General features: G+C 46.8%; 20 protein-coding genes. 12 read left to right on the top strand and 8 right to left on the bottom strand.

What is annotated here, in order from left to right; translation table 11 throughout:
* A partial coding sequence (locus tag QJ036_RS03935) for an IS256 family transposase (protein ID WP_283230139.1) occupies positions 1-811 on the top strand: 811 nt, incomplete at its 5' end.
* A 238-nt stretch (positions 812-1049) separates the two neighbouring features.
* Here QJ036_RS03935 and QJ036_RS03930 read toward each other — a convergent pair.
* Positions 1050-2093 carry an acyltransferase family protein gene (locus QJ036_RS03930; protein WP_283230138.1) on the bottom strand — a complete coding sequence of 348 codons (1044 nt, stop codon included), beginning with the start codon at positions 2091-2093 and terminating at the stop codon, positions 1050-1052.
* A 24-nt stretch (positions 2094-2117) separates the two neighbouring features.
* Positions 2118-3473, bottom strand: a complete 1356-nt coding sequence (locus tag QJ036_RS03925) for a glycosyltransferase family 2 protein (protein ID WP_283230137.1) — start codon at positions 3471-3473, stop codon at positions 2118-2120.
* Between the two features lie 633 nt (positions 3474-4106).
* Between QJ036_RS03925 and QJ036_RS03920 the strand changes: the two genes are divergently transcribed.
* Genes QJ036_RS03920 through QJ036_RS03910 form a run of 3 tightly spaced genes read left to right on the top strand, consistent with a single transcriptional unit; the run spans position 4107 to position 9542 of the window.
* Positions 4107-5720, top strand: coding sequence for a CHAP domain-containing protein (locus tag QJ036_RS03920; RefSeq protein ID WP_283230136.1), 1614 nt, complete (start codon positions 4107-4109; stop codon positions 5718-5720).
* A 27-nt stretch (positions 5721-5747) separates the two neighbouring features.
* A complete protein-coding gene (locus QJ036_RS03915) occupies positions 5748-7361 on the top strand; it encodes a glycosyltransferase (RefSeq protein ID WP_283230135.1) in 1614 nt (537 codons plus the stop codon).
* Between the two features lie 27 nt (positions 7362-7388).
* The gene (locus QJ036_RS03910; protein ID WP_283230134.1) at positions 7389-9542 is read left to right on the top strand and encodes a glycosyltransferase family 2 protein; all 2154 of its coding nucleotides are present in this window, start codon (positions 7389-7391) and stop codon (positions 9540-9542) included.
* Here QJ036_RS03910 and QJ036_RS03905 read toward each other — a convergent pair.
* From QJ036_RS03905 to QJ036_RS03890, 4 genes are all read right to left on the bottom strand, one after another.
* Positions 9539-10552 (bottom strand): acyltransferase family protein, encoded by a 1014-nt coding sequence (locus QJ036_RS03905; protein WP_283230133.1) that lies wholly within the window; start codon positions 10550-10552, stop codon positions 9539-9541. The two genes, QJ036_RS03910 and QJ036_RS03905, sit on opposite strands and share 4 nt — an antisense overlap.
* Before the next feature lie 130 nt (positions 10553-10682).
* Positions 10683-11030, bottom strand: coding sequence for a sporulation initiation factor Spo0A C-terminal domain-containing protein (locus tag QJ036_RS03900; protein WP_283230132.1), 348 nt, complete (start codon positions 11028-11030; stop codon positions 10683-10685).
* Between the two features lie 69 nt (positions 11031-11099).
* Entirely contained in the window at positions 11100-11486 is a 387-nt protein-coding gene (locus QJ036_RS03895) for a sporulation initiation factor Spo0A C-terminal domain-containing protein (protein WP_283230131.1), read from the bottom strand.
* 281 nt (positions 11487-11767) lie between these two features.
* Entirely contained in the window at positions 11768-11914 is a 147-nt protein-coding gene (locus tag QJ036_RS03890) for a hypothetical protein (RefSeq protein WP_283230130.1), read from the bottom strand.
* Positions 11915-12162: 248 nt separating this feature from the next.
* On the opposite strand from QJ036_RS03890, the gene QJ036_RS03885 reads away from it, so the two are divergent.
* The 7 genes from QJ036_RS03885 to QJ036_RS03855 all read left to right on the top strand — a co-directional run bounded on the left by QJ036_RS03885 (position 12163) and on the right by QJ036_RS03855 (position 21813).
* Entirely contained in the window at positions 12163-13158 is a 996-nt protein-coding gene (locus QJ036_RS03885) for a glycosyltransferase family 2 protein (RefSeq protein ID WP_283230129.1), read from the top strand.
* Positions 13159-13269: 111 nt separating this feature from the next.
* Positions 13270-14670 (top strand): undecaprenyl-phosphate glucose phosphotransferase, encoded by a 1401-nt coding sequence (locus tag QJ036_RS03880; protein ID WP_283230128.1) that lies wholly within the window; start codon positions 13270-13272, stop codon positions 14668-14670.
* Positions 14671-14699: 29 nt separating this feature from the next.
* Entirely contained in the window at positions 14700-16208 is a 1509-nt protein-coding gene (locus QJ036_RS03875; protein ID WP_283230127.1) for an LCP family protein, read from the top strand.
* Positions 16209-16365: 157 nt separating this feature from the next.
* Positions 16366-17727, top strand: a complete 1362-nt coding sequence (locus QJ036_RS03870) for a S1C family serine protease (protein WP_283230126.1) — start codon at positions 16366-16368, stop codon at positions 17725-17727.
* A gap of 156 nt (positions 17728-17883) precedes the next feature.
* On the top strand, positions 17884-19350 hold the full coding sequence (clpX, locus tag QJ036_RS03865) for an ATP-dependent Clp protease ATP-binding subunit ClpX (protein WP_283230125.1): 1467 nt from the start codon (positions 17884-17886) through the stop codon (positions 19348-19350).
* A gap of 33 nt (positions 19351-19383) precedes the next feature.
* Complete coding sequence (locus tag QJ036_RS03860; protein WP_283230124.1) at positions 19384-21102, top strand: S8 family peptidase; 1719 nt, start codon at positions 19384-19386, stop codon at positions 21100-21102.
* Between the two features lie 30 nt (positions 21103-21132).
* A complete protein-coding gene (locus QJ036_RS03855; protein ID WP_283230123.1) occupies positions 21133-21813 on the top strand; it encodes a beta/alpha barrel domain-containing protein in 681 nt (226 codons plus the stop codon).
* A gap of 7 nt (positions 21814-21820) precedes the next feature.
* Here the strand turns inward: QJ036_RS03855 and QJ036_RS03850 are convergent, their stop codons facing one another.
* Positions 21821-22267, bottom strand: a complete 447-nt coding sequence (locus QJ036_RS03850; protein ID WP_283230122.1) for a signal peptidase II — start codon at positions 22265-22267, stop codon at positions 21821-21823.
* 35 nt (positions 22268-22302) lie between these two features.
* Entirely contained in the window at positions 22303-23199 is an 897-nt protein-coding gene (gene galU / locus QJ036_RS03845) for a UTP--glucose-1-phosphate uridylyltransferase GalU (protein WP_283230121.1), read from the bottom strand.
* Positions 23200-23380: 181 nt separating this feature from the next.
* Between galU and rfbA the strand changes: the two genes are divergently transcribed.
* A complete protein-coding gene (gene rfbA, locus QJ036_RS03840; protein ID WP_283230120.1) occupies positions 23381-24271 on the top strand; it encodes a glucose-1-phosphate thymidylyltransferase RfbA in 891 nt (296 codons plus the stop codon).
* Positions 24272-24286 lie beyond the last annotated feature (15 nt).

Here is a 24286-nt window from a genome sequence, read left to right as displayed (position 1 = left end):
AGGCACTATCAGCAACCTCAATAAAAAGGCATATGAGCATATCGAAACTTGGCGTACACGCCCATTGGTCGGCAGCTATCCGTATGTCTATGTGGATGGCGTCTATCTGAAACGCAGTTGGGGCGGTGAAATCCAAAACGTTTCTATCCTTGTTGCCATTGGAGTCAGCAACGATGGATGCCGTGAAATCATCGGTGCAGCTGAAGGGATGAAAGAAGACAAGGAGAGCTGGCGATCCTTCTTTGTATGGCTGAAAGAGCGAGGCTTAACTGGAGTCCGCCTGATCATCGGAGATAAAAATCTCGGAATGCTTGAAACCATACCAGAAGTATTTCCGGATGCCCATTATCAACGCTGTACTGTCCATTTTTACTGGAACATTTTCTCTGTTACTCCACGTAATAAGATGAAGGCTGTAGCCATGATGTTAAAGGCCATTCATGCCCAGGAGAGCAAGGAAGCAGCACGTGAGAAGGCACGACAGGTTGCTGAAAAACTGAAGGAAATGAAGCTTAGTTCTGCCGCCAAAAAGCTACAGGATGGCATTGAAGAAACTCTAACCTACATGGACTTTCCAACACAGCACTGGACCAGAATCCGGACCAATAATACCATTGAACGGCTGAATCGAGAGATCAAACGCCGAACCAAAGCAATCGGCGCTTTTCCTGACGGCCAAAGTGCTCTGATGCTCGTATGTGCCAGATTACGCCATGTAGCCGGAACCCAATGGGGAACCAGACGCTACATGAATATGGATCACCTTTCCAAACCAGAGGATGACCTGCTGTCTGATATCATAGCCGGTTAACTGCCATCTGCTGAACGGCAGAAATTAAATTTGCGAAAAACTATTGACACTATCTTTTTCATCAAAAGAGAGAAAGTTGTCCACCATGAAATGCAAGAAATGAGCAAAAAGATGCTGCCACATCCAAGGTCTAATTAACCTTTGATGCGACAGCCCCGTTGGTGTAAAATATAAGCATGCAAAAACTTTGGAGTTTGGAACGTGTACTATCATTCAATGAAGTTTTGCAAGTATTATATTAAGCAATTTTTTCTCCGCCGGAGCGAATTTTACGAATTGCTATTAAAAGTTTACGATTAAGATGATAGAGAATCCAGGAGGCAATTGCTGTAATGAAACAGCAGAGGAAAAATAACATATAACGCTCAGAGCGGACCAACTCTGTCATGGGAAAGCGGTTAGCCAATTCGTCGATGATTACGTGGTGTGTCAGGAAGATGGCATAAGAGTATTTGCTGATGATGCTACAGACAGAGCGGAAAAACGGCCGATCAAACCAAGCGGAAACGTAGGTAAGTATCAGAAAACAGCTGATACCAATATAAGTGGTTTGAAAGCTTTCTGGGAAGGTTGGTTTAAAGATTGTGTTTACAATCAAAATCAAAACACTGGGGATTACCATCCAGAAGCGAACCCTTTTAATTTTCAATACGAATATCATACCAAAGATAATTTCTGGTAAACGAACCATAAGAAGCTTGGAACTTAGAAAATTAGGAACCTGAATCCAAAAGGTAAATGGCAGATAAAGAAGCAACGCACCAATGCACAACAGATATGGATGGCTAAGGGCTAATTTCCGAAGAAGCGGAAACATCAGATAGATTAAAATGATACAGCCCAGAAACCACTCACCGATAAGGTAATAGGAAGGAAGTATTCCTGATAAATATCCATCCATGCCTAGGAGAGTTACCAGAAAATATGGCTTAGGTACAGAAAGATATGGTAGATGTTTGGAGGCATAAAAATAATACAGAAAGACCAGGATATAGCCTATCCAAAACATTGGATAGATGGAAAGAAAACGTTTAGAATAGAAATCCTTTAAACTACATTGGGATTGGTAGGTGTACATAAGGGCAGCACCAGAGATAATGAAGAAAAGAGCTACACCAAAGGCACCGATATAAATGTTGAAGGGAAATAAAGTAATGATTGCCCGGTCAGGCATAGCCGGATGCATATAGTATTCGAGAAAACGTGCGTTATAATGGGTTAATAGAATGCTTATTGTGGCGATAGTGCGTACAAAATCTAAATAGAACAAACGTTTTTTCATAAAAACTCTCCTTGTGGTATCCAATTATTTGTGAGCGACTATTGATTTGAAAAAATCTATCAATCGTCGGATAGGAGCTGTTATTTTCCAACAGGTTGAATTTGTAATCGTATTTAGAACTACGAAAGAAGCGCTTAAGCGTTCTTGAGTGTCATGTAGTTGTTTTTGGGTCTCATATAATTGTTCTTGTACATAACAGATTTCAGTTTGATATTTCTCTTCACACATTTTGAATCTGAATAGAGAAGCTTTATTTTTACGTTCTGTATATTGAATATGTTGTTTTAATGCATCTATATGTGATTGTAGAGCAATATTTTCTTCAGTGGATTTTTGAAAAGCATCACATAATGATTTATAGGAATGCTGAAGCTCCGAATCATTATATAAATGATGACCGGTGTATTGGCTACATTCTTTTGTGGAAAAATGATAATGTTCTTTAAGCAATTGTGATGTTTCAGGCCTGCATAAGAGTTCTTCTATTTTCAATAGTCCAAGCGGATTATAAATCCCGTCAGGAGAATATTTGCTGCTTAGACATATTAAAAATGCCTTTTCACACTCTAGTTCAGCCGGTGTTTGAGCATAAGGATTACGGAAATATTGCCGGAAAGTGCGGCAAAATAATTCATCATCCATATCATCAAAAAAATGATAACGGATGTGCATATGTTCATTATAGAAGCGGGTATTGTGTTCTTCTGAAATACCGCTATTATTTCTGTCAGATTTTAAAAATCGACGATATTTCGTCAGGGGTTCTTCTAAGATCCCGAAAGAATAATGACGGGTAAAACGAACCCACCATTCCATATCGGTCGCTTGATTGTAAAATAAATTATGAGGTCCGATTTGAGAAATCGTACTTGTTTTAAAGACAGCAGATGGGTTGTTCAAGCGATTCCCCATGAAGAAAAAGAATCTTAACCAATCTTCACGGGTATCGGTATGAGCTGCGAATAAATTTTTTAAGTCCGATAATTGATCATTGATTAGATTACCATCATCGTCAATAATGTCAAGCCAAGAAAAACAACCGTGATGCTCAGGGTGTAGCTGTAGATATTCCATCTGTTTTTCAAGTTTTGTTTCAACCCATATGTCATCACTGTCGATGATAGCTGTGTACTCTCCGCGGATTTTTGTGAATGCAAAATTAGTGGCATATGCAATATGTCCATTCACTGGAAGCTGATAAAATTCAATACGAGGATCTGAAAAAGAACGAACAACATCGGCAGTCTGATCAGTTGAACCGTCATCGACAATAATTAATTGAAGATTTTCATAGGTTTGATTTAATACGCTTTGAATACTTTCTGCAATATATTCGTCTTTATTGTAAGTAGTCATGATAACACTAATTAGGGTAGACATATTTAAACCTCGTTGATAGAATGATGATAGTAGATTCCATTTGGATTTTTTTTAGTATACCAGATATGAATAGCGTTAACAAGGTTTTTAAGCTGAATTAACAAATATCTGGAAGGAGTCATTATACCCGGTGAAAGAACTGTATACAGGAGAAGCGAAGGATGGAAAACTCTATGTATTAGCTATCTTCGATTACTTCTATCTTAGTATTTTCAATCTTGAAATGGAATTGAAAATGAAAGTAGACCTGTGTACATTCACTGGATTATACTCTGACCGCTATGATACCGATAGGATGACGATCGAAGAACTGAAGGTACTTATCTGGAGATACTGCATTAGTTATTGGAACAGCTGGAAGACCTGCTCTGACAGTGGTATCCTCCCTCATATGCTAATTAAGTCTTGACAAATTGTTCCGGGAAAATTTATATTGCAAATGTAGCTTTAGAACTGGAACGGCAATCCCGGACGAAAACGGGGGAAAATTGGAAGAAATGCGGAAAAGATACGAGACATGCGAGTAAATAAATCGGGAAACAGCAGAGGTGATTGAGAATATACAGAATACAGAAGAGATTAAAATCAATGAATGCAACATATAAATACATGAGAGATAAAGGATGGTAGCGAATGAAACAGAAATTACTTGGAATGCTGACAGGAGTGATACTTCTGAGCGGTTTATTTGGGACAGTGAATGCAAAAGCATATGTGACTTGCAGTAGAAATCAGGCAGTAGAATGGGCAATTGCTCAGATCGGAAAAGCTCTGGATTACGATGGTGCTTACGGTGCTCAATGTGTAGATTTAATCAAGTATTATTATGCGTACCTTGGTGAGAAACCTGTTCGGGGGAATGGAAAAGATTATGCGACGAATGCATTGCCCAGCGGGTGGAGCAGGATCCGGTATTATAACGGTTTTATTCCGGAACCAGGAGACATCGCAGTATGGACGACAGGCGGGGGCGGTTATGGACATGTGGCAATCATTACGTCTGCTGATGTAAATGGCTTCCGTTCGGTGGATCAGAATATTTCCGGAACAACAGGCTGCGTAGCCATGAGTTGGTCATACTCAACGCTTTGGGGAATTGTGCGCCCTGATTTTATTGATGATGCGGAATTCAAAGCGGTAGGCATTTATGTACCGGAGTATGAGGCAGGAGGAGTGATATCAGCTGGAATGGCTGTGTCACCGCCAAATGAGGAGGCAGTACAGTATCAATGGCTGGTTTATGACATAGCCAATGAAAGCTGGAGTCTGATCAGTGATTGGAGTGAAAGCAACTGGGTCAGCTGGAAACCGGAACGGGGAGGAAATTACTGGCTTCATTGTAAAGCGAGAAATGTGGAAGGAAAAGAAGTATCCAGTACAGTTGGCATCACTTATAGGGAACCGGAATTCAAAGCAATAGGAATCTACGTGCCGGAGTATGAGGCAGGTGGAACGATATCAGCCGGAATGGCTGTGTCACTGCCAAACGAGGAGGCAGTACAGTATCAATGGCTGGTTTATGACATAGCCAATGAAAGCTGGAGTCTGGTCAGTGACTGGAGTGAAAGCAACTGGGTCAGCTGGAAACCGGAACGGGGAGGAAATTACTGGCTTCATTGTAAAGTGAGAAACGCAGAGGGAAAAGAGGTATCCAGTACTGTCGGCATCACCTATACAGAGCCGGAATTCAAGGCAGTGGGAATCTACGTGCCGGAGTATGAGGCAGGTGGAACGATATCAGCCGGAATGGCTGTGTCACCGTCGAATGAGGAGGCAGTGCAGTATCAGTGGCTGGCGTATGACATAGAAAAAGAAAGCTGGAGCCTGATCAGTGACTGGAGTGAAGGCAACTGGGTCAGCTGGAAACCGGAACGGGGAGGAAATTACTGGCTTCATTGTAAAGCGAGAAATGTGGAAGGAAAAGAAGTATCCAGTACAGTTGGCATCACTTATAGGGAACCGGAATTCAAAGCAGTAGGAATCTATGTGCCGGAGTATGAACCGGGTGCGCCAGTACTGGCCGGAATGGTTGTAACACCGTCTGATGAGCTTGGAGTACAGTATCAGTGGTTAGCATATGATACTAAAAACGAAAGTTGGAGTCTGGTTAGTGACTGGAGTGACAGTAATTGGGTCAGTTGGCAACCGGAAAAAGGCGGGGATTATTGGCTCCATTGTTATGCGAAAAATCAGAAAGGCGAAATTGTTTTCAACACTGTGAGCATGCATTACGATACTTGCGAATAATTGGTTTGGAACAATATGGTAGAAAAGATGGCAGAAAAGATGGTATGTCAGGAAGAACTGTTGAAAAATCTAATTATGAAGTATGGAACTGATTGTAAAAAGGCGTCAGAAATATTTAGTGTGCAGCAGGCATTTCCGACAGATAAAAAAGAAATAAAAACAATAGGTATTTATTATTATAGATTTTATAATGGCGGAATCGAACATGTAATGAGTAACCTCGCAAAGATATTTGCAGCTTGTGGTTATAAAGTAATCATCATTACAAATGAAGAAGTAAATGAACTGGATTACGAACTCCCTCTAGGTGTAGAGAGATATGTTTTATATGAGCCTTCTGATATGGAAGATTGTCAGGGGGTAATGGTACATGTAAATAAATTAATCCGATGTATAAAAGAAAAAGATATTGATTTGGTGATCCATAACGCATGGCTGTCTTTGAATTTGTTTTGGGATATTTGTGCAATTAAATATGCGGGGGCGTATTGTGTAGTATATGCACATGGTTCTTATGGCGTTGGAGTAATGTATGGTTATCCGTATGTTCTGGACACACAATACCAATATGCAGAAGCAGATGCCATGGTTGTTTTGTCCACATCGGATGAGGTATATTGGAGAATGGTTAATTCCAATGTGCATAAGGTCCATAATCCACTTTCTTTTCTACCGTCAGAACAAAAGGTGTCTGATTTGACATCACATAATATTATTTGGGTTGGAAGAATTGATGATTCGTCGAAAAATGCAGAAGATGCGCTCAGAATATTTAAAATAGTGTCTGAAATGGTACCGGATGTCACATTGACCATGTGCGGATATATGAATGATATACTTACAAAGAAAATGGCTTTACTGGCAGAAGAACTGGGGGTTACAGAGAAAGTTTTATTTACGGGCTTTACAAATAATATTCCTGATTATCTGAGCAAAGCGTCAGTGTTTCTTTCTACCTCAGATGGTGAAGGGTATCCGTTGGTGACGTCGGAAGCTTTTGCTGCAGGTCTTCCGATTGTGTCTTATGAAATGCCGTATTTGACATTGTATAATGAATCCAATGCAGTTCTTCAGGTTGAATGGAAGAATGTTGTTGCGGCAGCAGATGCTATTGTATTGCTTTTGCATGATAAGAATTTGCGTAATAAGTTGGGAGCAAATGCACGGTGCTATGCACTTGACCTGGAAAAAATAGATTTTGCGGCAATATGGGAAGATATATTTCAGTCGGTTTTAGTATCAAAAAATTCACCGGAACTCACTGTTGAGGAATACAAGGAGCAGTTAATTACTTCAAACCATATTATCCGGAGGGCAATTCAGAAAATTTTTACTACGAATTCATATGCTAATCAAATATGCATGGATTGTTCCGAGAAAATCAGGGAAGCGAATACAATTTTAGAAACGGAACGGCAAATGATGGGGAACAAGGAAAAAGAATTGGAAGAAATGCAGAAAAGATATGAAATGAGTGAGAAAATAAGTTGGGAAAGAGCGGAGGTCATTGAGAATCTGCAGCGAAACATTGAGGGGATATATGGATCTCTGACCTACCGGATCGGAAATATAGTATTGTTCATCCCTAAAAAAATTCGTGAGCTTTTAAGAAGACAGAAGAACAGGAAATCTGATTATTGAGATCTGCATGCAGAAAGAGGACAATCCATGAAATATTACATTGACAGCATTAAACTTCAGAATTCAACCATGACGGTCCTGGGATGGGCAGCCGGCTCTTCGCCGGATGTTCCGGCGGAGGTTGAGATCCAAAGCAAAGGGAATGGGACCGTTCATGTTACGCGGACAGATGCGGATCGGTATGATGTGAATAAAGATCTGTTCCAGGGAAAAAGCAGCCTGAAGCTGGGCTTTTGCCTTTCATTTCCCTATTCTGTAGGGGATACCTATTATCTTGTGATCCGTGCAGACGGCAGGGAAATACGGGAGAAGCTGGAACCGGGCAGGGAAGGACAGAATAAAGGCACCGTGGGAAAGGCAGTGGCCTTTTTGAAGCAGTACGGTTGGAAAGCTTTTGCCAAAAAAGTGGGGAAAAAGCTTAAGGGAAATAAAAAAGAATATGAAAAATGGAGACTGCAGGTGATTCCGGGTGAGGAGGAATTGAAACGGCAGAGAGAAACCGTATTTCCCTACATGCCGAAATTCAGTATTGTGGTTCCACTTTACAGAACACCGGAGAGGCTTTTGAAAGAAATGCTTCTGTCCGTTGAAAATCAGACCTACAGAAACTGGGAGCTTTGCCTGGCTGACGGAAGCGGTGAGTCAGAGAGCGAAGAGAATGACCGGATCAGGAACATTATTGAACGGGTGACCGGGGACTTCAAAACGGCATCGGAACAGATTCGTTATATTTGTCTTTCCGAAAATCTTGGGATTGCGGGAAATACCAACGCGGCTCTTGCCATGGCATCCGGCGATTTTGTAGTCCTCCTTGACCACGACGATACGCTCACAAAGGATGCCCTATATGAGTGTGCAGCGCGCATCAATAAGGAGAGGGAAGCAGGATATCGGGCACAGGTGCTGTACTCTGATGAGGACAAGCTGGTGGTGAGAGGAGGCAGGAACCATTATTTTGATCCTCACTTTAAACCGGATTACAACCCGGATCTTCTTCGCAGTATGAATTATATTTCTCATCTTTTTGTGGCGGAAAAAGGTCTGGTGGATCAAATCGGTGGCTTTCGGCCGGAATTTGACGGATCTCAGGATTATGATTTTATTTTCCGATGTGTGGAACAGGCGAAGACGATCTGCCATATTCCAAAGGTATTGTACCATTGGCGGGTGAATGCCGGGTCAACGGCGGAAGATCCTGAGAAAAAGCTGTATGCATTCGAAGCGGGCGCCCGGGCCATAAAGGCGCACTGTGAGCGGATTGGAATCGGAAGGGTTGAGGTGGAACAGAATGAGGTTCTCGGCGCCTATCGGGTGAAGTATCCTGTAAAAGGAGAACCGCTGGTGTCGGTGATCATTCCCAATAAGGATCATACAGATGATCTGCGTGTTTGTGTGAAAGCTCTTTTGGAGAGGGCTTCCTACAAGAATCTGGAAGTGATCGTTGTGGAAAACAACAGTACAGAAGACATCACCTTTCAGTGTTATAAAGAACTTGCAGAGCAATATGAAAACCTTCGGGTTATCACCTGGCCGGGGAAGGGCTTTAACTTTTCTGCCATCAATAATTATGCACTTTCTTATGCCGGAGGAGAATATCTTCTGTTTTTGAACAATGATACAGAGCTTATCAATGCGGACTGTGTGGAGGAGCTTCTTGGCTTTTGCCAGAGAGACGAAGTGGGAATTACAGGTGCACAGCTTTTTTACGGGGATGACACCATCCAGCATGCCGGTGTGATCGTGGGTTACAAGGGAATCGCCGGCCATACGTTTATCGGTTACCACAGAGGAGAGAAGACATATTTTCTTCGTTCCATGTGTGCGCAGGATTACAGTGCGGTGACTGCTGCATGTATGATGACAAAACGAAATGTCTTTGAAGCTGTGGGAGGCTTTGACGAAGAACTTGCAGTGGCTTTCAACGATATTGATTATTGCCTGAAGGTTCGGAGTCTGGGAAAACTGGTGGTTTACAATCCGTTTGCCCAGCTCCATCATTATGAATCGAAATCCAGAGGAAATGAAGATACTCCGGAGAAAATCCTGCGGTTTGACGGTGAGGTGGAGCTTTTCCGAAAACGCTGGGCGGATTTCCTGAAAGCCGGAGATCCCTATTATAATCCGAATCTCACTCTGCTGGATTCAGATTTTTCCTTGAAAAATCTTGAGGCGGAGAATTAATTTTTAAAGAGCAGGCGATTGATAACCTGCAAAAGCTTTCTGTACCAACAGACGAAGATGGGAAGAGAGCAGAGAAACACAAGAACCAGGCAAAAACCGGTCATGCAGATCATATTGACAAACCGGTTTTGCTCAAGGCCCAAAAGCCGGGCGAGCAAAACGTAAGCGTGGGGGGCCAGGAAGGTGGAGCCTGCATAGACCAGGATGGAGGCTTCGCCGATTCTGGATATAAAAGATTTCTTTTCGGGGACCAGATTGATGATCGCGGTCCCCATTATTAATGCAATGCCATAAAAGATCAGACGGTATAAGATCCCCTCCACATTCGTAAATCCCACAGACTGGTAGGTCATTCGGACACTGTGGATGGCATAGGGAAGATAATAGGCCGGGAGGATGCCGGCAATCAGAATGACAACGGAGATCCAGCGGGGGATACTCCGTATTTTTCTGATTGCGGCATCTGTGCATAATACGCCAAGAACAAAGAAAAAGAGCAGGCTGAACACAGCTCCCAGGCCCTGATGAAAGTCCTGATGAGAGGTTATGCTGATGAAAAGCCCCAAAAGGAGTGAAAGGACAACCGGATATCGGAACCGGAAAATATCCTTTGCAGACAGTTTCCAGAAAAATACAGCCAATAGGTAGTAAAATGCGGAAGAAGGAAGCAGGATGGAGCTCTGGAATACATCACTGTTAAAGCTGGCCAGGCCCATGGCGATCATGGCATTGGCCATGGCGATGTATAATCCCTGAAAGAGCAGATAGGGGACCAGGCATTTCTGTACGGCGCCGTTTCGGGCTTTATCCAGATCTTTGCTGAAATAACCGGTAATAAATGCGAACATGGGCATATGAAACAGATAAATGTATTTCATCAGAGTCATTTCGAAAGTGCCGGAAGCCAGGTACACATCCAGGGTGTGTCCGAACGCGACGAAGAAAAGCATGAGAGCTTTGATATTGTCAAACAGATAATTGCGTGGCGCAGAAGATTGGTTGGGCTGCATGGCTGACCTCGGTTTTCATAATAGTATTATCTAATATATACCTTTATAAGGGAAGCTTTGTCAAGAGCCCCGCGGGGAATAATCTGCTGCAAAACGGTCAGTCCGCGTTTTGCAGCAGTCCTGGCTCTGTTTACCTGACAGAGATCTGATTCTTTCTGACATAGTCAGCGAAGATCTCTATGATTTCTTTTGGATAAGGCTGGTTTTTCTGTCGGAACTTACAGTCGGCGAGCTCTTCAAGAAACGGATAGCCGCCATTGCGCATGATCACATTGCGAATGGTTTTGATATTGTTGATGACGTTTCGGACATCTGCCTGGTGGCGCTCGGCAATTGGAAGGTAGAGGTTTTTGTGGATCTCTTTCAGGCGGTCCGGGTTTTCTGCTGCCATGGATATGGCTTCCAGAAAGAAGCCATACCCGGCATAGGAGCGAAAGACACCTGTGGAGCGAAGAATGGATTCGAGATTTGTTTTCATGGTTTTTCCTCCTGTTAATTTATCTTTTCAAGATAAACATAGAGGGAAACTCTTTTAAATTCTATATTTTTAGAACTTGATTTCAAAAGAATCTCTATTTCTGAATTCTGTGCTCAGATTCTGTGCTTCTGTTCCAAAATATTTTGCAAAGGTTTCGATGAGCTCTTTGGGGTAAGGAGTTTTGTTTTTCCAGAAACTGCTTCCGGTCAGAGCTGCCAGGAATTCCGCACCTCCGTTTCTCATCATTACATCGCGGACGGTCCGGATGTTTTTCTCTGCATTTGCAACCTCTGTGTGACATAGTCTGGCGACAGGAATATAGATCTCTCTTCGAATATTGTGAAGTCTGTCGGGATTTTCTGCGGCCAGGGCAACGGCCAGAATAAATTGAGGGTATCCGCAGTAATGCTGGAAAATACCCATAGATTGAAGAAAGGTTTGCAGGTCGATTTCCATATTTGTTTTCTCCTTTGTAATAATCTTCTTAAAAAATAGAATATAGAAGGAGGAAATTCCAGAGGGAAAACAAAGAAAGACATAAAAAGACTAAATTGTACAAACATAGACAAACAATGAGACAATTTAATCGACAAATACAATTAATAATACCAGGTGCTGACACCTGGAATTCTGATCCGGATCTTTCTGCGTTGCAATCTGAAAATGGCGATAAAAGAGGATGCTTCAGACAGTATATCGAAGCATCCTCTTTTAAAACTGGCCGTGTTCAGCTGAGATTACGTTTCAGGCTGAATATAGGCATCGATCAATCTCTGCAGAGTGGAATTCAGCTGTCTGACAATCTGATAGAGTCGTTCATTTTCGGCTTCCAGATTCTGAATGCGTTCCTGCAGAGTTTCCTCACGTCTGGAATCTTTATCCATAGTCCTTTAACCCCCGTTTCCTTTTTTCTGCTTGTCAAGTGCTAAAAACATTATAATAGAAAAAGCTCTGATTGTATAGCAATTTTCATCGTCTTATTCTGACAAAAATCGACAATGCTCCGACTGAAACAGGGAAACTTGCATTTTCTGCGATTATCCGCTATAATAGATAAACTGTGCAGGTTAAAAAAAGAAGCAAAGAAATACAGAGGAATTTATTCCCATCGCAGGCGGAGTATCAGGATAACATGGAAAAGGTTACAGTCATTATTCCCAATTACAATGGAAAACAGTTTATGGAGAAATGTATGGAGGGACTGCGCGCTCAGACGGAGCAGGCCTTTCGGGTGCTTTTGGTGGACAATGGCTCCACAGACGGCAGCCTTTCGTTTATCCGGGAACGGTATCCGGAGCTGGAGATCCTTGCACTGCAGGAGAACTACGGTTTCAGCCGCGCAGTCAATGAAGGAATCCGGGCGGCAAAGACCCCCTACGTGATTCTCCTTAACAATGATACGAAGGTGTGTCCGGGCTATGTGGAAGCGATGGTCCGCACCCTCGATGAAAATCCACGGGCCTTTTCTGTCAGTGCGAAAATGATCCAGATGTACCATCCGGAGCTGATCGACGATGCTGGGGATCAGTATACGGTACTGGGCTGGGCATTTCAGCGGGGAGTGGGACATTCGGTGAACCGCTATGAAAGGCCGGCGAGGGTTTTTTCAGCCTGTGCCGGTGCTGCAGCGTATCGTCGCCAGGTGTTTGAGGAAATCGGATACTTTGATGAGAAGCACTTTGCTTATCTGGAGGATCTGGATGTGGGATATCGGGCCAGGATCCATGGCTGGCAGAATCTCTACTGTCCGGAGGCCAGGGTGGAGCATGTGGGCAGCGGGACAAGCGGATCCAAATACAATGAATTCAAGGTGCGTCTGGCAGCCAGAAACAGCATTTATCTGAATTATAAAAACATGCCTCTGTTTCAGCTGGCGGTGAATTTTCCGGCGATCCTGGCAGGGTATTTTGTAAAAAGCCGGTTTTTTGAGAAGATCGGCTTCGGTAAAGTGTATAAAGAGGGCCTGAGGGAGGGCTGGCGCACCAGGAAAACCTGCAAAAAAGTAAGGTTTTCTTCGAAGCACCTGTGGAATTATATCTGTATCGAGGGAAGGCTGATCGGCGGAACCTTTACCTATATCTATGAATTTGTTCACAGGAAGCTTTCCGGGCCGCCGGCTACCGATTAAGAAAACTTTAAGAATAGTCATTGTTTTTTCGGTTGCCCTTTGCAGGAAGATAATGTATGATATAAAGCGATAACGACTGTAATCGCAGGGAAGGTTATTGGGTGAAAGACCTTGATTAAAGATAATCAAAAGCATCTGAACCGGCTTCACGTGGTCATTGATGCAGTTATTTTAATGATATCATATCTGATTGCCTATTGGCTTATTTTCGGATATCTGGGGCGGAGTCTGGCTTTGCCCAAGGGGATTTACTTCAGCGCGCTTCTTTATATCGTGCCGGGAGGACTGATTTTATACTGGGTTTTCCATTTGTACGAGCCTATGCGGGTGATGGGGCGGCGGCTGGAGCTTTTTAATGTACTGAAGGCCAATGTGGTCGGAGCATTGCTGATTACCATGGTGCTCTATCTGGCCAAGGATCGGCTGCAGCACTTTTCCCGTCTGTTGGTTTTTCTGTTTATCTGCTTCAATTTTGTTTTTGAGTCGGCTTTTCGGCTGACGCTGCGAAGCGTTCTCCGTTCTTTCCGCAGAAAAGGCTACAACCAGAAGCATGTGCTTCTGATCGGTTACAGCCGGGCGGCTCAGTCCTACATTGACCGGGTGACGGCGAATCCGGACTGGGGCTATCTGATTCGGGGAATCCTCGACGACAATGCGGAGCGCGGAACAGAGTATAAGGGGATCCGGGTGCTCGGCCCCATTGCCAATCTGGAAGAGATCCTGCCCATGAACCGTCTCGATGAGATCGCCATCACTCTGAGCATCAATGAATATGACAAGCTGGAACGGATCGTGAACGCCTGTGAAAAATCCGGCGTACATACAAAATTTATTCCGGATTATAACAAGATGATACCGACGAAGCCATATACGGAGGATCTTCTGGGACTTCCGGTCATCAATATCCGCCATGTGCCTCTTACGGACTCTTTCAATGCAGCCATCAAGCGGCTGATGGATATTTTCGGAGGCACGGTGGCATTGATCCTGTTCTCGCCGGTCATGCTGATCGTGGCCATTGCCGTCAAGCTGTCCTCCCCAGGCCCGGTGATCTTCAGTCAGGAGCGGGTAGGACTTCACAATCGGCCCTTTAAAATGTACAAGTTCCGTTCCATGGAGGTGCAGAAGCCGTCGGAGGAGAAGAATGCCTGGACCACAAAAAATGATCCTAGGGTTACGGCGGTAGGGCGGTTTATCCGAAAGACAAGCATAGATGAGCTTCCTCAGTTTTTTAATATTATCAGGGGAGATATGAGCCTTGTGGGACCGCGGCCGGAGCGCCCTCATTTTGTGGAAAAATTCCGGGAGGAAATTCCCAGGTATATGGTGAAGCATCAGGTGCGGCCGGGGCTGACCGGCTGGGCTCAGGTCAACGGATACCGGGGGGATACCTCCATTACAAAACGTGTGGAGTACGATCTGTACTATATAGAGAACTGGAGTCTGGGTTTGGATTTTAAGATCATTTTTCTGACGTTTTTTAAGGGCTTTGTCAATAAAAATGCTTACTAGAAAATGCAGAATGTGGAAAGGAACAGGCCATGAGATACAGAGACGATGAATATGAATATGAAAGCCGCAGACGGGAGCTGGAGCAGCGCAGGCGTGTGCGGCCTGATGCAGAAATGACTTCCCAGAGGAGGAAGAATACCACGGGACAGACAGCCGGCAGCAGGAGAACGGCCTCCGGGACAAGAAGCACGTCGACGGGAAGCGGAGCAAGGACCGCAGCGGGAGCGAGAACCGCTTCCGGGACAGGAAGCAGATCTGCTTCAAGGACCTCCTACAGTGCGGGAGCGCCTTACGGCGCATCTGCCAGAACCGGAACCTCCAGGAGAACCATGGGTACGGATCCTTACGACAGGCGGACAAGTGACAGAAGAACGGCCGCTTACGACGATTCCTATGAGGATATGTCCACCAGAAAACGGACCAGAACAGAAACGGCACCGTCAGGGAGAAACGGAAAGAAGCGGCTCTCCGCAAAGGCAAAAAAGAAACGCCGCAACAGAAAGATTTTATTTGCAGTGGAGGGTGTTCTGCTCGTGCTCGTCCTTCTTTGTCTTTTTGTGATCTCCAAATGGGATCTGATTCAGAAGGCATCCTTCGGGAAAAAGGATGTCCATGTCAATGAACTGTCAGAAAACACACTCAAGAGCATGGAGGGATACCGGACCATTGCCATTTTCGGCATTGATGAGAACGGAAGCCACAGCGATGTGATCATGGTCGCCAACGTTGACAATAAAACCGGCGAGATCTCTCTCACCTCGGTGCTTCGGGATACCTACTGGAATGTTCCGGATCTGAGCACCGGTGATATGGATAAATATGCCAAGGCCAACAACGCCTATCATACCGGGGAGGAGCTGGGAGCCTTGAATGCCATCAACAAAAACCTGGATCTGCAGATCACTGAGTATGTGAGTGTCAACTGGTATGCAGTGGCTCAGGTGGTGGATCTACTGGGCGGTCTGGAAATTGACGTCCCGGAGACCATGATGGGTGAGATCAACGGCTATATCACCAATACGGTGGAGGAGACCAAGAGCTGGGCGACCGGATTGGGAAAGGGATCGGTTCAGCTGAAAGGCCCCGGCCTTCAGACTCTGGATGGGATCCAGACGGTGGCCTACTGCCGGATCCGTCACAACAATGGTGGAGATGACGGCCGTGCCCAGCGGCAGAGGGAAGTGATCGGTATGATCCTGGACAAGGCAAAGAGCGCCAGCGCGTCGCAGCTTTTAGACATATGCAATGCAGTATTTCCCGAGATCCGGACCAATCTGACCCTGGCAGATGTGCTGGCCCTTGTTCCCGATATCGGTTCTTATAAGATCACAAAGACGGCAGCCTTCCCGTATCACCAGGTGGATGCCATGGTTGGCGGGGCGTCCGTAAAGGTTCCCCTCGGTCTTGCCGAGGATGTGACCCAGTTCCATCAGGAGCTTTTCGGTGATACCACTTACGAGCCATCCTCTACGGTAAAACAGATCAGTAATAAGATCGAGGCACTGACCGGATATTCCGCGGAAGACAGAACAAATTGATGAAATGACACAGTGACAGGCGGCTGCCGGGTGCAGCCGCCTGTTAATTTGTGAAAATAACATATTTTTTTCAAGCTTATAACACAGTTTCATCACATTTAACTGGTATTCTATGTTCATCAGATAAAGAAAACGGACTGAGAAAGGATATGATCGTATGAATGAATATTATGAAAATGGAAGCCTTCAGGGCGGATATGGCCAGGAAGAAGATCATTCGTCGTACGCATACACATATATACCGACGGATCCCATGGAACCTGGCAGTCCAAAGAAGCCGGAAAAGAAAAAGAGAAGAAGCGGAGGCCTCTTCCGGAAGCTGGGAGTGTTTCTTCTGTGCGGGATCCTGTTCGGAGGAGCAGGAGCAGGAGCTTTCATGGGCGTGATGAAGATCAGCGGTTATGAGGCGAAGCTTCAGAAGGCGGTGGATGCGGCCGATCAGACAAAAACAACGAAGATCGGGACTGCAGAGACGACGCCGACCAATACTGCTTCCACGGGAAGCACGGGGAGCAGCGTTGCAGAGGTAGCAAAGAACGCCATGCCGTCCATTGTAGCTATTACCAATACGCAGATCTATCAGAGCAATGACTGGAGCTATTTCTTCTACGGAGGAGGAAGCCAGGAAGTGACCGGCAGCGGTTCCGGCATCATCATTGGGCAGAACGATACGGAACTTCTTGTGCTGACTAACTATCATGTGATCGACGGGGCAAATTCCCTGAAGGTGACCTTTATTGACGACAGCACGGCAGATGCCCAGGTGAAGGGAACGGCTGAGAAGAATGATCTGGCGGTGATCGCTGTTTCTCTTGAGTCGCTGAGTGAGGAAACCATGGGTTCCATAAAGATCGCTACCCTGGGAGATTCCAACAGCCTGCAGGTGGGAGACGAAGTGATCGCCATCGGCAACGCTCTCGGCTACGGACAGTCCCTGACCCATGGCTATGTAAGTGCCCTGAGCCGTGAGGTGACCATCAACGGCAACACACTGACGCTTCTTCAGACAGATGCGGCAATCAATCCCGGCAACAGCGGAGGTGCGCTGCTGAATCTGAAGGGTGAGGTCATCGGTATTAATTCTGCCAAATATTCCAGCGAGGATGTGGAGGGCATGGGGTTTGCCATCCCTGTATCGGAGGCACAGGATATCATCAGCAATCTGATGACCAAGCAGACAAGAACAGCAGTGGACGAGAAGGATGCATCCTGGCTGGGTATCAATGGTGTGGACATGAATGGGACCAATGCTCAGCAGTACAATATGCCGGAAGGTGTGTATGTATACAGCATTGTGGAGAACGGACCGGCGGCTTCTTCCGAGCTGAGGGAAAGAGACATTATCACAGCGGTTGAGGGAGAGGGGATCTCTTCCATGGATGAACTGAAAACACAGCTGAGCTATTATGCCGGCGGCACGGAGATCGAATTGACCATTGAGAGGCTGGAGGATGGTCAGTATAAGACAATGGAGATTACAGTTACACTGGGCTATAAAAGAGATTATCAGAGCCAGTAAAAAGTAAAAACAGGAAAACAATCGGGTGGAGGCCCTGCGGTTCCGGTATCGGATTCTGCAGGGCCTTTCCGGTCCCGGTTCATAAAAAGTTTACTTGTTCCACGGAGGCATCTCATATATAATGAGAAAAGAGTGCAGAAAAGGGAGATAGGATCTATGGAAAAACAGTTTGATGAAGATAAATCAGAAGAGATTATGGAGCAGGAAAAGCAGGAGCAGAAAGAGGACGAATACGAGAAAATATGCTTCGTCTGCCGGAGACCGGAGAGCAGAGCGGGGAAAATGATCACCATGCCGGGGAACATTACCATCTGCCGGGATTGTATGCAGAAGGCGTTTGACAGCTTTGAGAAGAATGGTGCGCCTTATGGGATCAATCTGGGAGTGCCGGGCAATGGCCAGGATGGCTTTGATCTTTCTGCGCTTTCCAATATTCCCGGCGTCGGTGTGATCAATCTGGCCGATCTTGGCATCGGAGAACGGGAGATACCCAAGAATCAGAGGATCAAAAAGAAAAAGGAAAAGGAAAAAAAGCCTGTTTTTGACAGAAAGACAATTCCGGCGCCTCATCAGATCAAACAGATGCTGGACGAGTATGTGGTGGGACAGGAAAAGGCAAAGAAGGCCATTTCTGTGGCAGTCTACAACCATTATAAACGGGTGTGTGCAGATAATACCGATGGTATTGAGATCGAAAAGTCCAATATGCTGCTGCTGGGCCCCACCGGAAGCGGAAAAACCTATCTGGTGAAGACACTGGCCAGACTTCTGGATGTGCCTCTTGCCATCGCAGATGCCACATCACTTACAGAAGCCGGATACATCGGCGATGATATCGAAAGCGTGGTTTCCAAGCTTCTTCAGGCCGCCGGCAATGACGTGGAGAAGGCGGAGCAGGGCATTATCTATATTGACGAAATAGATAAGATTGCAAAAAAACGCAATACGAATACGAGAGATGTCAGCGGGGAATCCGTGCAGCAGGAACTTTTAAAGATGCTGGAGGGCAGCGAGGTCGAGGTCCCGGTGGGATCCAACAGTAAGAATGCCATGGTGCCCATGACGACCGTGAATACCAACAATATCCTTTTCATCTGCGGGGGCGCGTTCCCTGATCTGGAGGAGATCATCAAGGAGAGACTCACGAAGGAGTCTTCCATCGGCTTCCGGGCAGAGCTTAGGGACCGGTATGATCAGGATGAAAATCTTCTGTGCAAAGCGGAAATGGATGATTTGAAGAAATTCGGCATGATCCCCGAGTTCCTGGGGCGGCTTCCGGTCCTTGTGTCCCTGGAGGCACTCACCAAAGAATTTATGATACGGATTCTGAAGGAGCCGAAAAATGCGATCTTAAAGCAATATGAGAAGCTTCTTCAAATGGATGAGGTGCAGCTTGTTTTTGAGGATGATGCGCTGGAGGCCATTGCCGAAAAGGCTATGGAGCGCCATACAGGAGCCAGAGCTCTGCGGGCGATCCTGGAGGAATATATGCTGGATATCATGTATGAAATTCCCAAGGATGACAATATCGGCCGCGTGACGATCACAAAGGCTTATATCGAAAAAACGGGAGGCCCCATTATCGATATGCGGGGCGTAATGCGGCTGGGAGTCCATGCATAAAATCATATGATAAGGCCCGGGAGGCTTGATCATATGGACAACACCGGTTTTTTTGAAGAAACAGAAGAGTGCAGGAACCGTATTCTATCCAACGCGTATGAAGATTTTATCCTTCCGGGGGATCGGTTTCTCAAAGAACAGTCCCTTTCCGATTTCTTCTGCGGAGAGATGGTGTCGGAAAACTGGGGGATCATTCATGTAAACAGAAGGCTTCTGCCGCCGGCTTCGGTCCAGTTTTATGATTATACGGCGATCCCCCGGCTCTATGGTCTGACTGATACCACCAACATGGAGGCTTCGGGAATTTTGCGGGCCAGGAACCAGCCGGTACTGGGACTGGATGGACAGGGGGTACTGATCGGACTTCTCGATACGGGGATCGACTATGAAAATCCGGTTTTTCTGGACGGCGGAGGAAAGAGCAGAATCCTTCGGATCTGGGATCAGACCATTCAGGAGGGAGAGCCTCCAGAGGGCTTTCTGTACGGAACAGAATATACAAAGGCGGAAATCGATGAAGCATTGACAGCGGAAAACGGGAGGCTATTTGTACCATCCGTCGATGAAAACGGCCATGGAACCTTTCTGGCTTCCGTGGCGGCGGGCAGTAATCTGCCGGATCGGGATTTTACCGGGGCAGCTCCCGCGGCGTCCATCGCCATGGTCAAGCTGAAGCCGGCCAAGGAATATCTGAGACGATTTTTTCTGATCAGGGAAAATGCAGCGGCGTATCAGGAGACGGATCTGATGATGGGGGTCCGGTATCTGACGGAACTGGGTGAGAAACTGAAGATGCCTCTGGTGATTCTGGCAGGCGTAGGAACCAACTGGGGAGATCACGATGGAAATGGGCCGCTTTCCTGTGTCCTGAACGATGCGGCGAAGCGGACGGGCAATGCGGTGGTCCTTCCTTCCGGAAATGAGTCCAACCGGGGGCATCACTATTTCGGAACGATCCCGGCACAGGGCGGAAGCGACTACGTGGAACTGCGGATCCCGCAGAATGAAAACGGAATTACTATGGAGCTTTGGGCAGAGACGCCGGAGGTGTACAGTGTGCAGCTCCTGTCACCGACAGGGGAGAGCACCAGCCGGGTGCTCCCCAGGCTCAATCACAATCAGGTGTTTCAGTTTACCATGGAAAAAACGGTGGTCTATGTGGATTACCAGCTGGTAGAGCGTCAGTCCGGAAGCTTTGTGATCCGAATACGGATGGCGGATCCGACGCCGGGAATCTGGACACTGGTGGTTTACAATGAACAGTTTGTCAATGGACAGTTTCATATCTGGCTGCCCATGGAGGGCTTTTCCGAGGCGGACACGGTGTTTCTGCGGCCGAATCCGGATACGACGCTGACGGTGCCGTCGGCGGCTGCAGAGCCCATTACCTTTGGAGCCTACAATCACAGGCAGAACAGCCTGTATATCCATTCGGGGCGGGGATTTACCAGGAACGGACGGATCAAACCGGATCTGGTGGCACCCGGCGTCGACATCTACGGAGCGTTGCCGGGAGGTCGGTTCGGAACAAAGAGCGGAACGAGTGTGGCGGCAGCCCACGGAGCCGGAGCAGCAGCTCTTCTGCTGCAATGGGGGATCCTGCAGGGGAATTACAGGTGGATGAGAAGCCAGGATGTTAAAAGTCTCATGATCCGGGGGGCAGACCGTCTGCCTCTGGTGACGTATCCCAACCGTTCTTCCGGATATGGAGCGCTGGATGTTTTTCACATTTTTGAAACTATTTCACTTTAATATACAGTATATGGAAAGAGGGAACTGCCTATGGGAGAAAAGAAGTATGTGCCGGTGATCGAAGGAAATCTGAGAAAGCATATGGTGCTTTTGCCGGAGGTGATTGAGGAGGCCAGCGGAATACGGATTTTTGGAAAACTGATCAAATCTCTGGTTTTTACTACTGATATTGCGATTATCAGAAACTGTAATGCCAATGCAGTCATGGCAGTATACCCCTTCACACCGCAGCCCATCATTACCCATGCGCTGATCACTTCTTCGGATCTTCCGGTATTCTGCGGCGTGGGCGGGGGCACCACTACCGGTCGCCGGGTGACAAATCTGGCGGAGGATGCAGAGTTTCAGGGGGCACACGGAGTGGTGGTCAATGCGCCGACGCCCAATGAGACCCTGGAATATCTCCGCAAAAAGGTAGAGATCCCCATTGTGATTACGGTCGTGTCAGAAAAGACCGATATCGGGAAGCGGCTGGAGAGCGGCGCTTCCATATTAAATGTGTCGGGCGCTGATAAAACTCCGGAGATCGTGGCGAAGATCAGAAAAAGCTATCCCCGTGTGCCGATCATTGCCACCGGAGGAAATACGGATGAGAGCATCAAACGGACCATTGATGCGGGAGCCAATGCCATCACCTATACGCCTCCGGGAAACGGTGAGATCTTCAAGGCCATGATGAATAAATACCGGCAGGAAAAATACATTATTTAGACAGTACTTATTTGGAAAAGAATGCGCTGACGGCGGTCAGCCAGGCGCCAAGAAACAGAAAGAAATCCGCAATGTTGAATATGATATTGCGGATTTTTTTGATGGGAAGACGCAGATAATCCACCACATAGCCGCGGATCAGGCGGTCCTGTACATTGGAGACGGCTCCGCCCAAAAGACAGGCTGCTCCGAGTTTTTCCAATGCTCCGGCTTTCTTGATGATCAGATGGAAAAACCAGAAAACCAGCGGGAGGAGCGTCATCACGGACACGATTCGGACAAGTCCGGGACGGTCCTCCAGACGGTTGAGAAGGAAGCCTCTGTTGTGATGCTTTTCCAGACGGACACCGCCTTTCAGATGAATGGGAAAGGTGGTATCCGGACGGACTTCGATCTGTCTTTTGAAATAGAGATCTGCTCCGACAATACAGGCGGCGAGAATACAGTAGATCATGGGAATGCTCCTTTTTGCGGCCTGATCTCAGGCTCCTACAGTTTTTCGGCCAGCTCCTTCACATAGGCAGCCACTGGCTCCCTGAGATCCTCTCTGGCCAGTGCGAAATCCAGGGTCGCCTGGATGAAGCCGAATTTATCGCCCACATCGTAGCGGTGGCCTTCAAAGTCATAGGCATAGACAGCCTGGGTATACATCAGACGCTTGATGGCGTCGGTCAGCTGGATCTCTCCGCCGGCGCCAGCCCCCTGTGTCTCCAGATAGTCGAAAATTTCCGGCTTCAGCACATAACGGCCGAGGACGGCCAGGTTGCTGGGCGCATCCTCCAGTTTGGGCTTTTCCACCATGTCATACAGCTTTTTCAGGCGGGGCTCGCAGGAGGGCTGATGGATGGAGGGGGCCACAATGCCGTATTTATGGACCTGGCTGTCGGCCACCTGCTGAACGCCGACTACGGATGCGCCAATTTTATCGTAAGCATCGATGAGCTGCTTCAGGGCGGGCTTGCCTCCCTCGTTGATGACCACATCGTCGCCGAGGAGGACGGCGAAGGGATCGTTTCCGATGAAGGACTTCGCGCACAGGACGGCGTGTCCGAGTCCCTTGGGCTCCTTCTGGCGCACATAATAAATGTTGGCAAGGCCGGCGATGCTGTTGATCAGATCTGCCTCTTCCTGTTTGCCGGATTCCAGAAGGCGGGCTTCCAGCTCATAATTTTTGTCAAAATGGTTCTCCATGCAGTGTTTGTTGGAGTTGGTGATGATGAGGATTTCCTCAATGCCGCTCTGGACGGCTTCTTCCACGATATATTGAACAGTGGGGATGTCTACAATGGGCAGCATTTCCTTGGGAATGGCTTTCGTGGCCGGGAGAAAACGGGTGCCCAGACCGGCAGCCGGAATGACAGCTTTTTTCACGGGCTTTTTCTGCATAGCGGATTCTCCTTGTTTTCATATTGATACGTTTATCATAACAGCCACAGGGGGAAATGTAAAGTATACAGAGCCGGGAAAAGAGGCGGATTCTCCATTGCAAAAGCCCCGGACTTGTGATATATTTACTATACGTATGTGAAATTTCAGTGATAAAATAAAATTATCTCAGGAGGTGCGCATGAAAGGTATTATTCTTGCCGGAGGAAGCGGCACACGTCTTTATCCTTTGACAAAGGTGACATCCAAGCAGCTGCTGCCCATTTACGATAAGCCTATGATCTATTATCCGCTGTCGGTGCTGATGAATGCAGGTATTCGGGAGATCCTGATCATCTCCACACCGGATGATACTCCCCGTTTTGAGTCTCTTCTGGGGGATGGCCATCAGTTCGGCATTGAGCTTTCCTATGCGGTGCAGCCCAGCCCGGATGGACTGGCCCAGGCCTTTATCATCGGTGAGGAATTCATCGGAACGGATTCCGTTGCCATGGTGCTCGGCGACAATATTTTCCACGGCCATGGGCTGACAAAGCGTCTGCAGGCGGCGGCAGCCAAGGAATCGGGAGCGACCGTGTTTGGCTATTATGTGGATGATCCGGAGCGATTCGGAATCGTGGAATTTGATGAGGAAGGAAAGGCGATTTCACTGGAAGAAAAGCCTGTGCATCCCAAGTCCAATTACTGCGTGACCGGCCTTTACTTCTACGACAACCGGGTGGTCGAATATGCGAAAAATCTGAAGCCTTCCGCCAGAGGAGAGCTGGAGATCACCGATCTCAACAAGATTTATCTGGAAAACGGAGAACTGGAGGTCACCCTTCTGGGACAGGGCTTCACCTGGCTGGATACGGGAACCCATGAATCCCTGGTGGATGCCACCAATTTTGTAAAGACGGTGGAGACTCACCAGCACAGAAAGATCGCCTGTCTGGAGGAGATCGCCTATCTGCGGGGATGGATCAGCAGGGACGAGCTGATGGAGACTTATGAGGTCCTGAAGAAAAATCAGTATGGCGCGTATTTAAAGGACGTCATGGATGGAAAATATATTGATAAGAAGTTTGACTAAAGTGAGGAAGAGAAG

The organism is Fusibacillus kribbianus (assembly GCF_030053595.1).
GTDB lineage: Bacteria > Bacillota > Clostridia > Lachnospirales > Lachnospiraceae > Lientehia > Lientehia kribbiana.
This window is presented reverse-complemented; position numbering and strand designations above follow the sequence as displayed.

Bases quoted from the DNA above. Each gene is read 5' to 3' on its own strand.
- QJ036_RS03885 (WP_283230129.1), top strand. From the start codon at position 12,163: ATGGAAAAGGTTACAGTCATTATTCCCAATTACAATGGAAAACAGTTT.
- QJ036_RS03900 (WP_283230132.1), bottom strand. From the start codon at position 11,030: ATGAAAACAAATCTCGAATCCATTCTTCGCTCCACAGGTGTCTTTCGC.
- QJ036_RS03860 (WP_283230124.1), top strand. From the start codon at position 19,384: ATGGACAACACCGGTTTTTTTGAAGAAACAGAAGAGTGCAGGAACCGT.
- clpX (WP_283230125.1), top strand. From the start codon at position 17,884: ATGGAAAAACAGTTTGATGAAGATAAATCAGAAGAGATTATGGAGCAG.
- QJ036_RS03850 (WP_283230122.1), bottom strand. From the start codon at position 22,267: ATGATCTACTGTATTCTCGCCGCCTGTATTGTCGGAGCAGATCTCTAT.
- QJ036_RS03875 (WP_283230127.1), top strand. From the start codon at position 14,700: ATGAGATACAGAGACGATGAATATGAATATGAAAGCCGCAGACGGGAG.
- rfbA (WP_283230120.1), top strand. From the start codon at position 23,381: ATGAAAGGTATTATTCTTGCCGGAGGAAGCGGCACACGTCTTTATCCT.
- QJ036_RS03915 (WP_283230135.1), top strand. From the start codon at position 5,748: ATGGCAGAAAAGATGGTATGTCAGGAAGAACTGTTGAAAAATCTAATT.
- QJ036_RS03855 (WP_283230123.1), top strand. From the start codon at position 21,133: ATGGGAGAAAAGAAGTATGTGCCGGTGATCGAAGGAAATCTGAGAAAG.
- QJ036_RS03910 (WP_283230134.1), top strand. From the start codon at position 7,389: ATGAAATATTACATTGACAGCATTAAACTTCAGAATTCAACCATGACG.
- QJ036_RS03905 (WP_283230133.1), bottom strand. From the start codon at position 10,552: ATGCAGCCCAACCAATCTTCTGCGCCACGCAATTATCTGTTTGACAAT.
- QJ036_RS03920 (WP_283230136.1), top strand. From the start codon at position 4,107: ATGAAACAGAAATTACTTGGAATGCTGACAGGAGTGATACTTCTGAGC.
- QJ036_RS03930 (WP_283230138.1), bottom strand. From the start codon at position 2,093: ATGAAAAAACGTTTGTTCTATTTAGATTTTGTACGCACTATCGCCACA.
- QJ036_RS03895 (WP_283230131.1), bottom strand. From the start codon at position 11,486: ATGGAAATCGACCTGCAAACCTTTCTTCAATCTATGGGTATTTTCCAG.
- QJ036_RS03925 (WP_283230137.1), bottom strand. From the start codon at position 3,473: ATGTCTACCCTAATTAGTGTTATCATGACTACTTACAATAAAGACGAA.
- galU (WP_283230121.1), bottom strand. From the start codon at position 23,199: ATGCAGAAAAAGCCCGTGAAAAAAGCTGTCATTCCGGCTGCCGGTCTG.
- QJ036_RS03870 (WP_283230126.1), top strand. From the start codon at position 16,366: ATGAATGAATATTATGAAAATGGAAGCCTTCAGGGCGGATATGGCCAG.
- QJ036_RS03890 (WP_283230130.1), bottom strand. From the start codon at position 11,914: ATGGATAAAGATTCCAGACGTGAGGAAACTCTGCAGGAACGCATTCAG.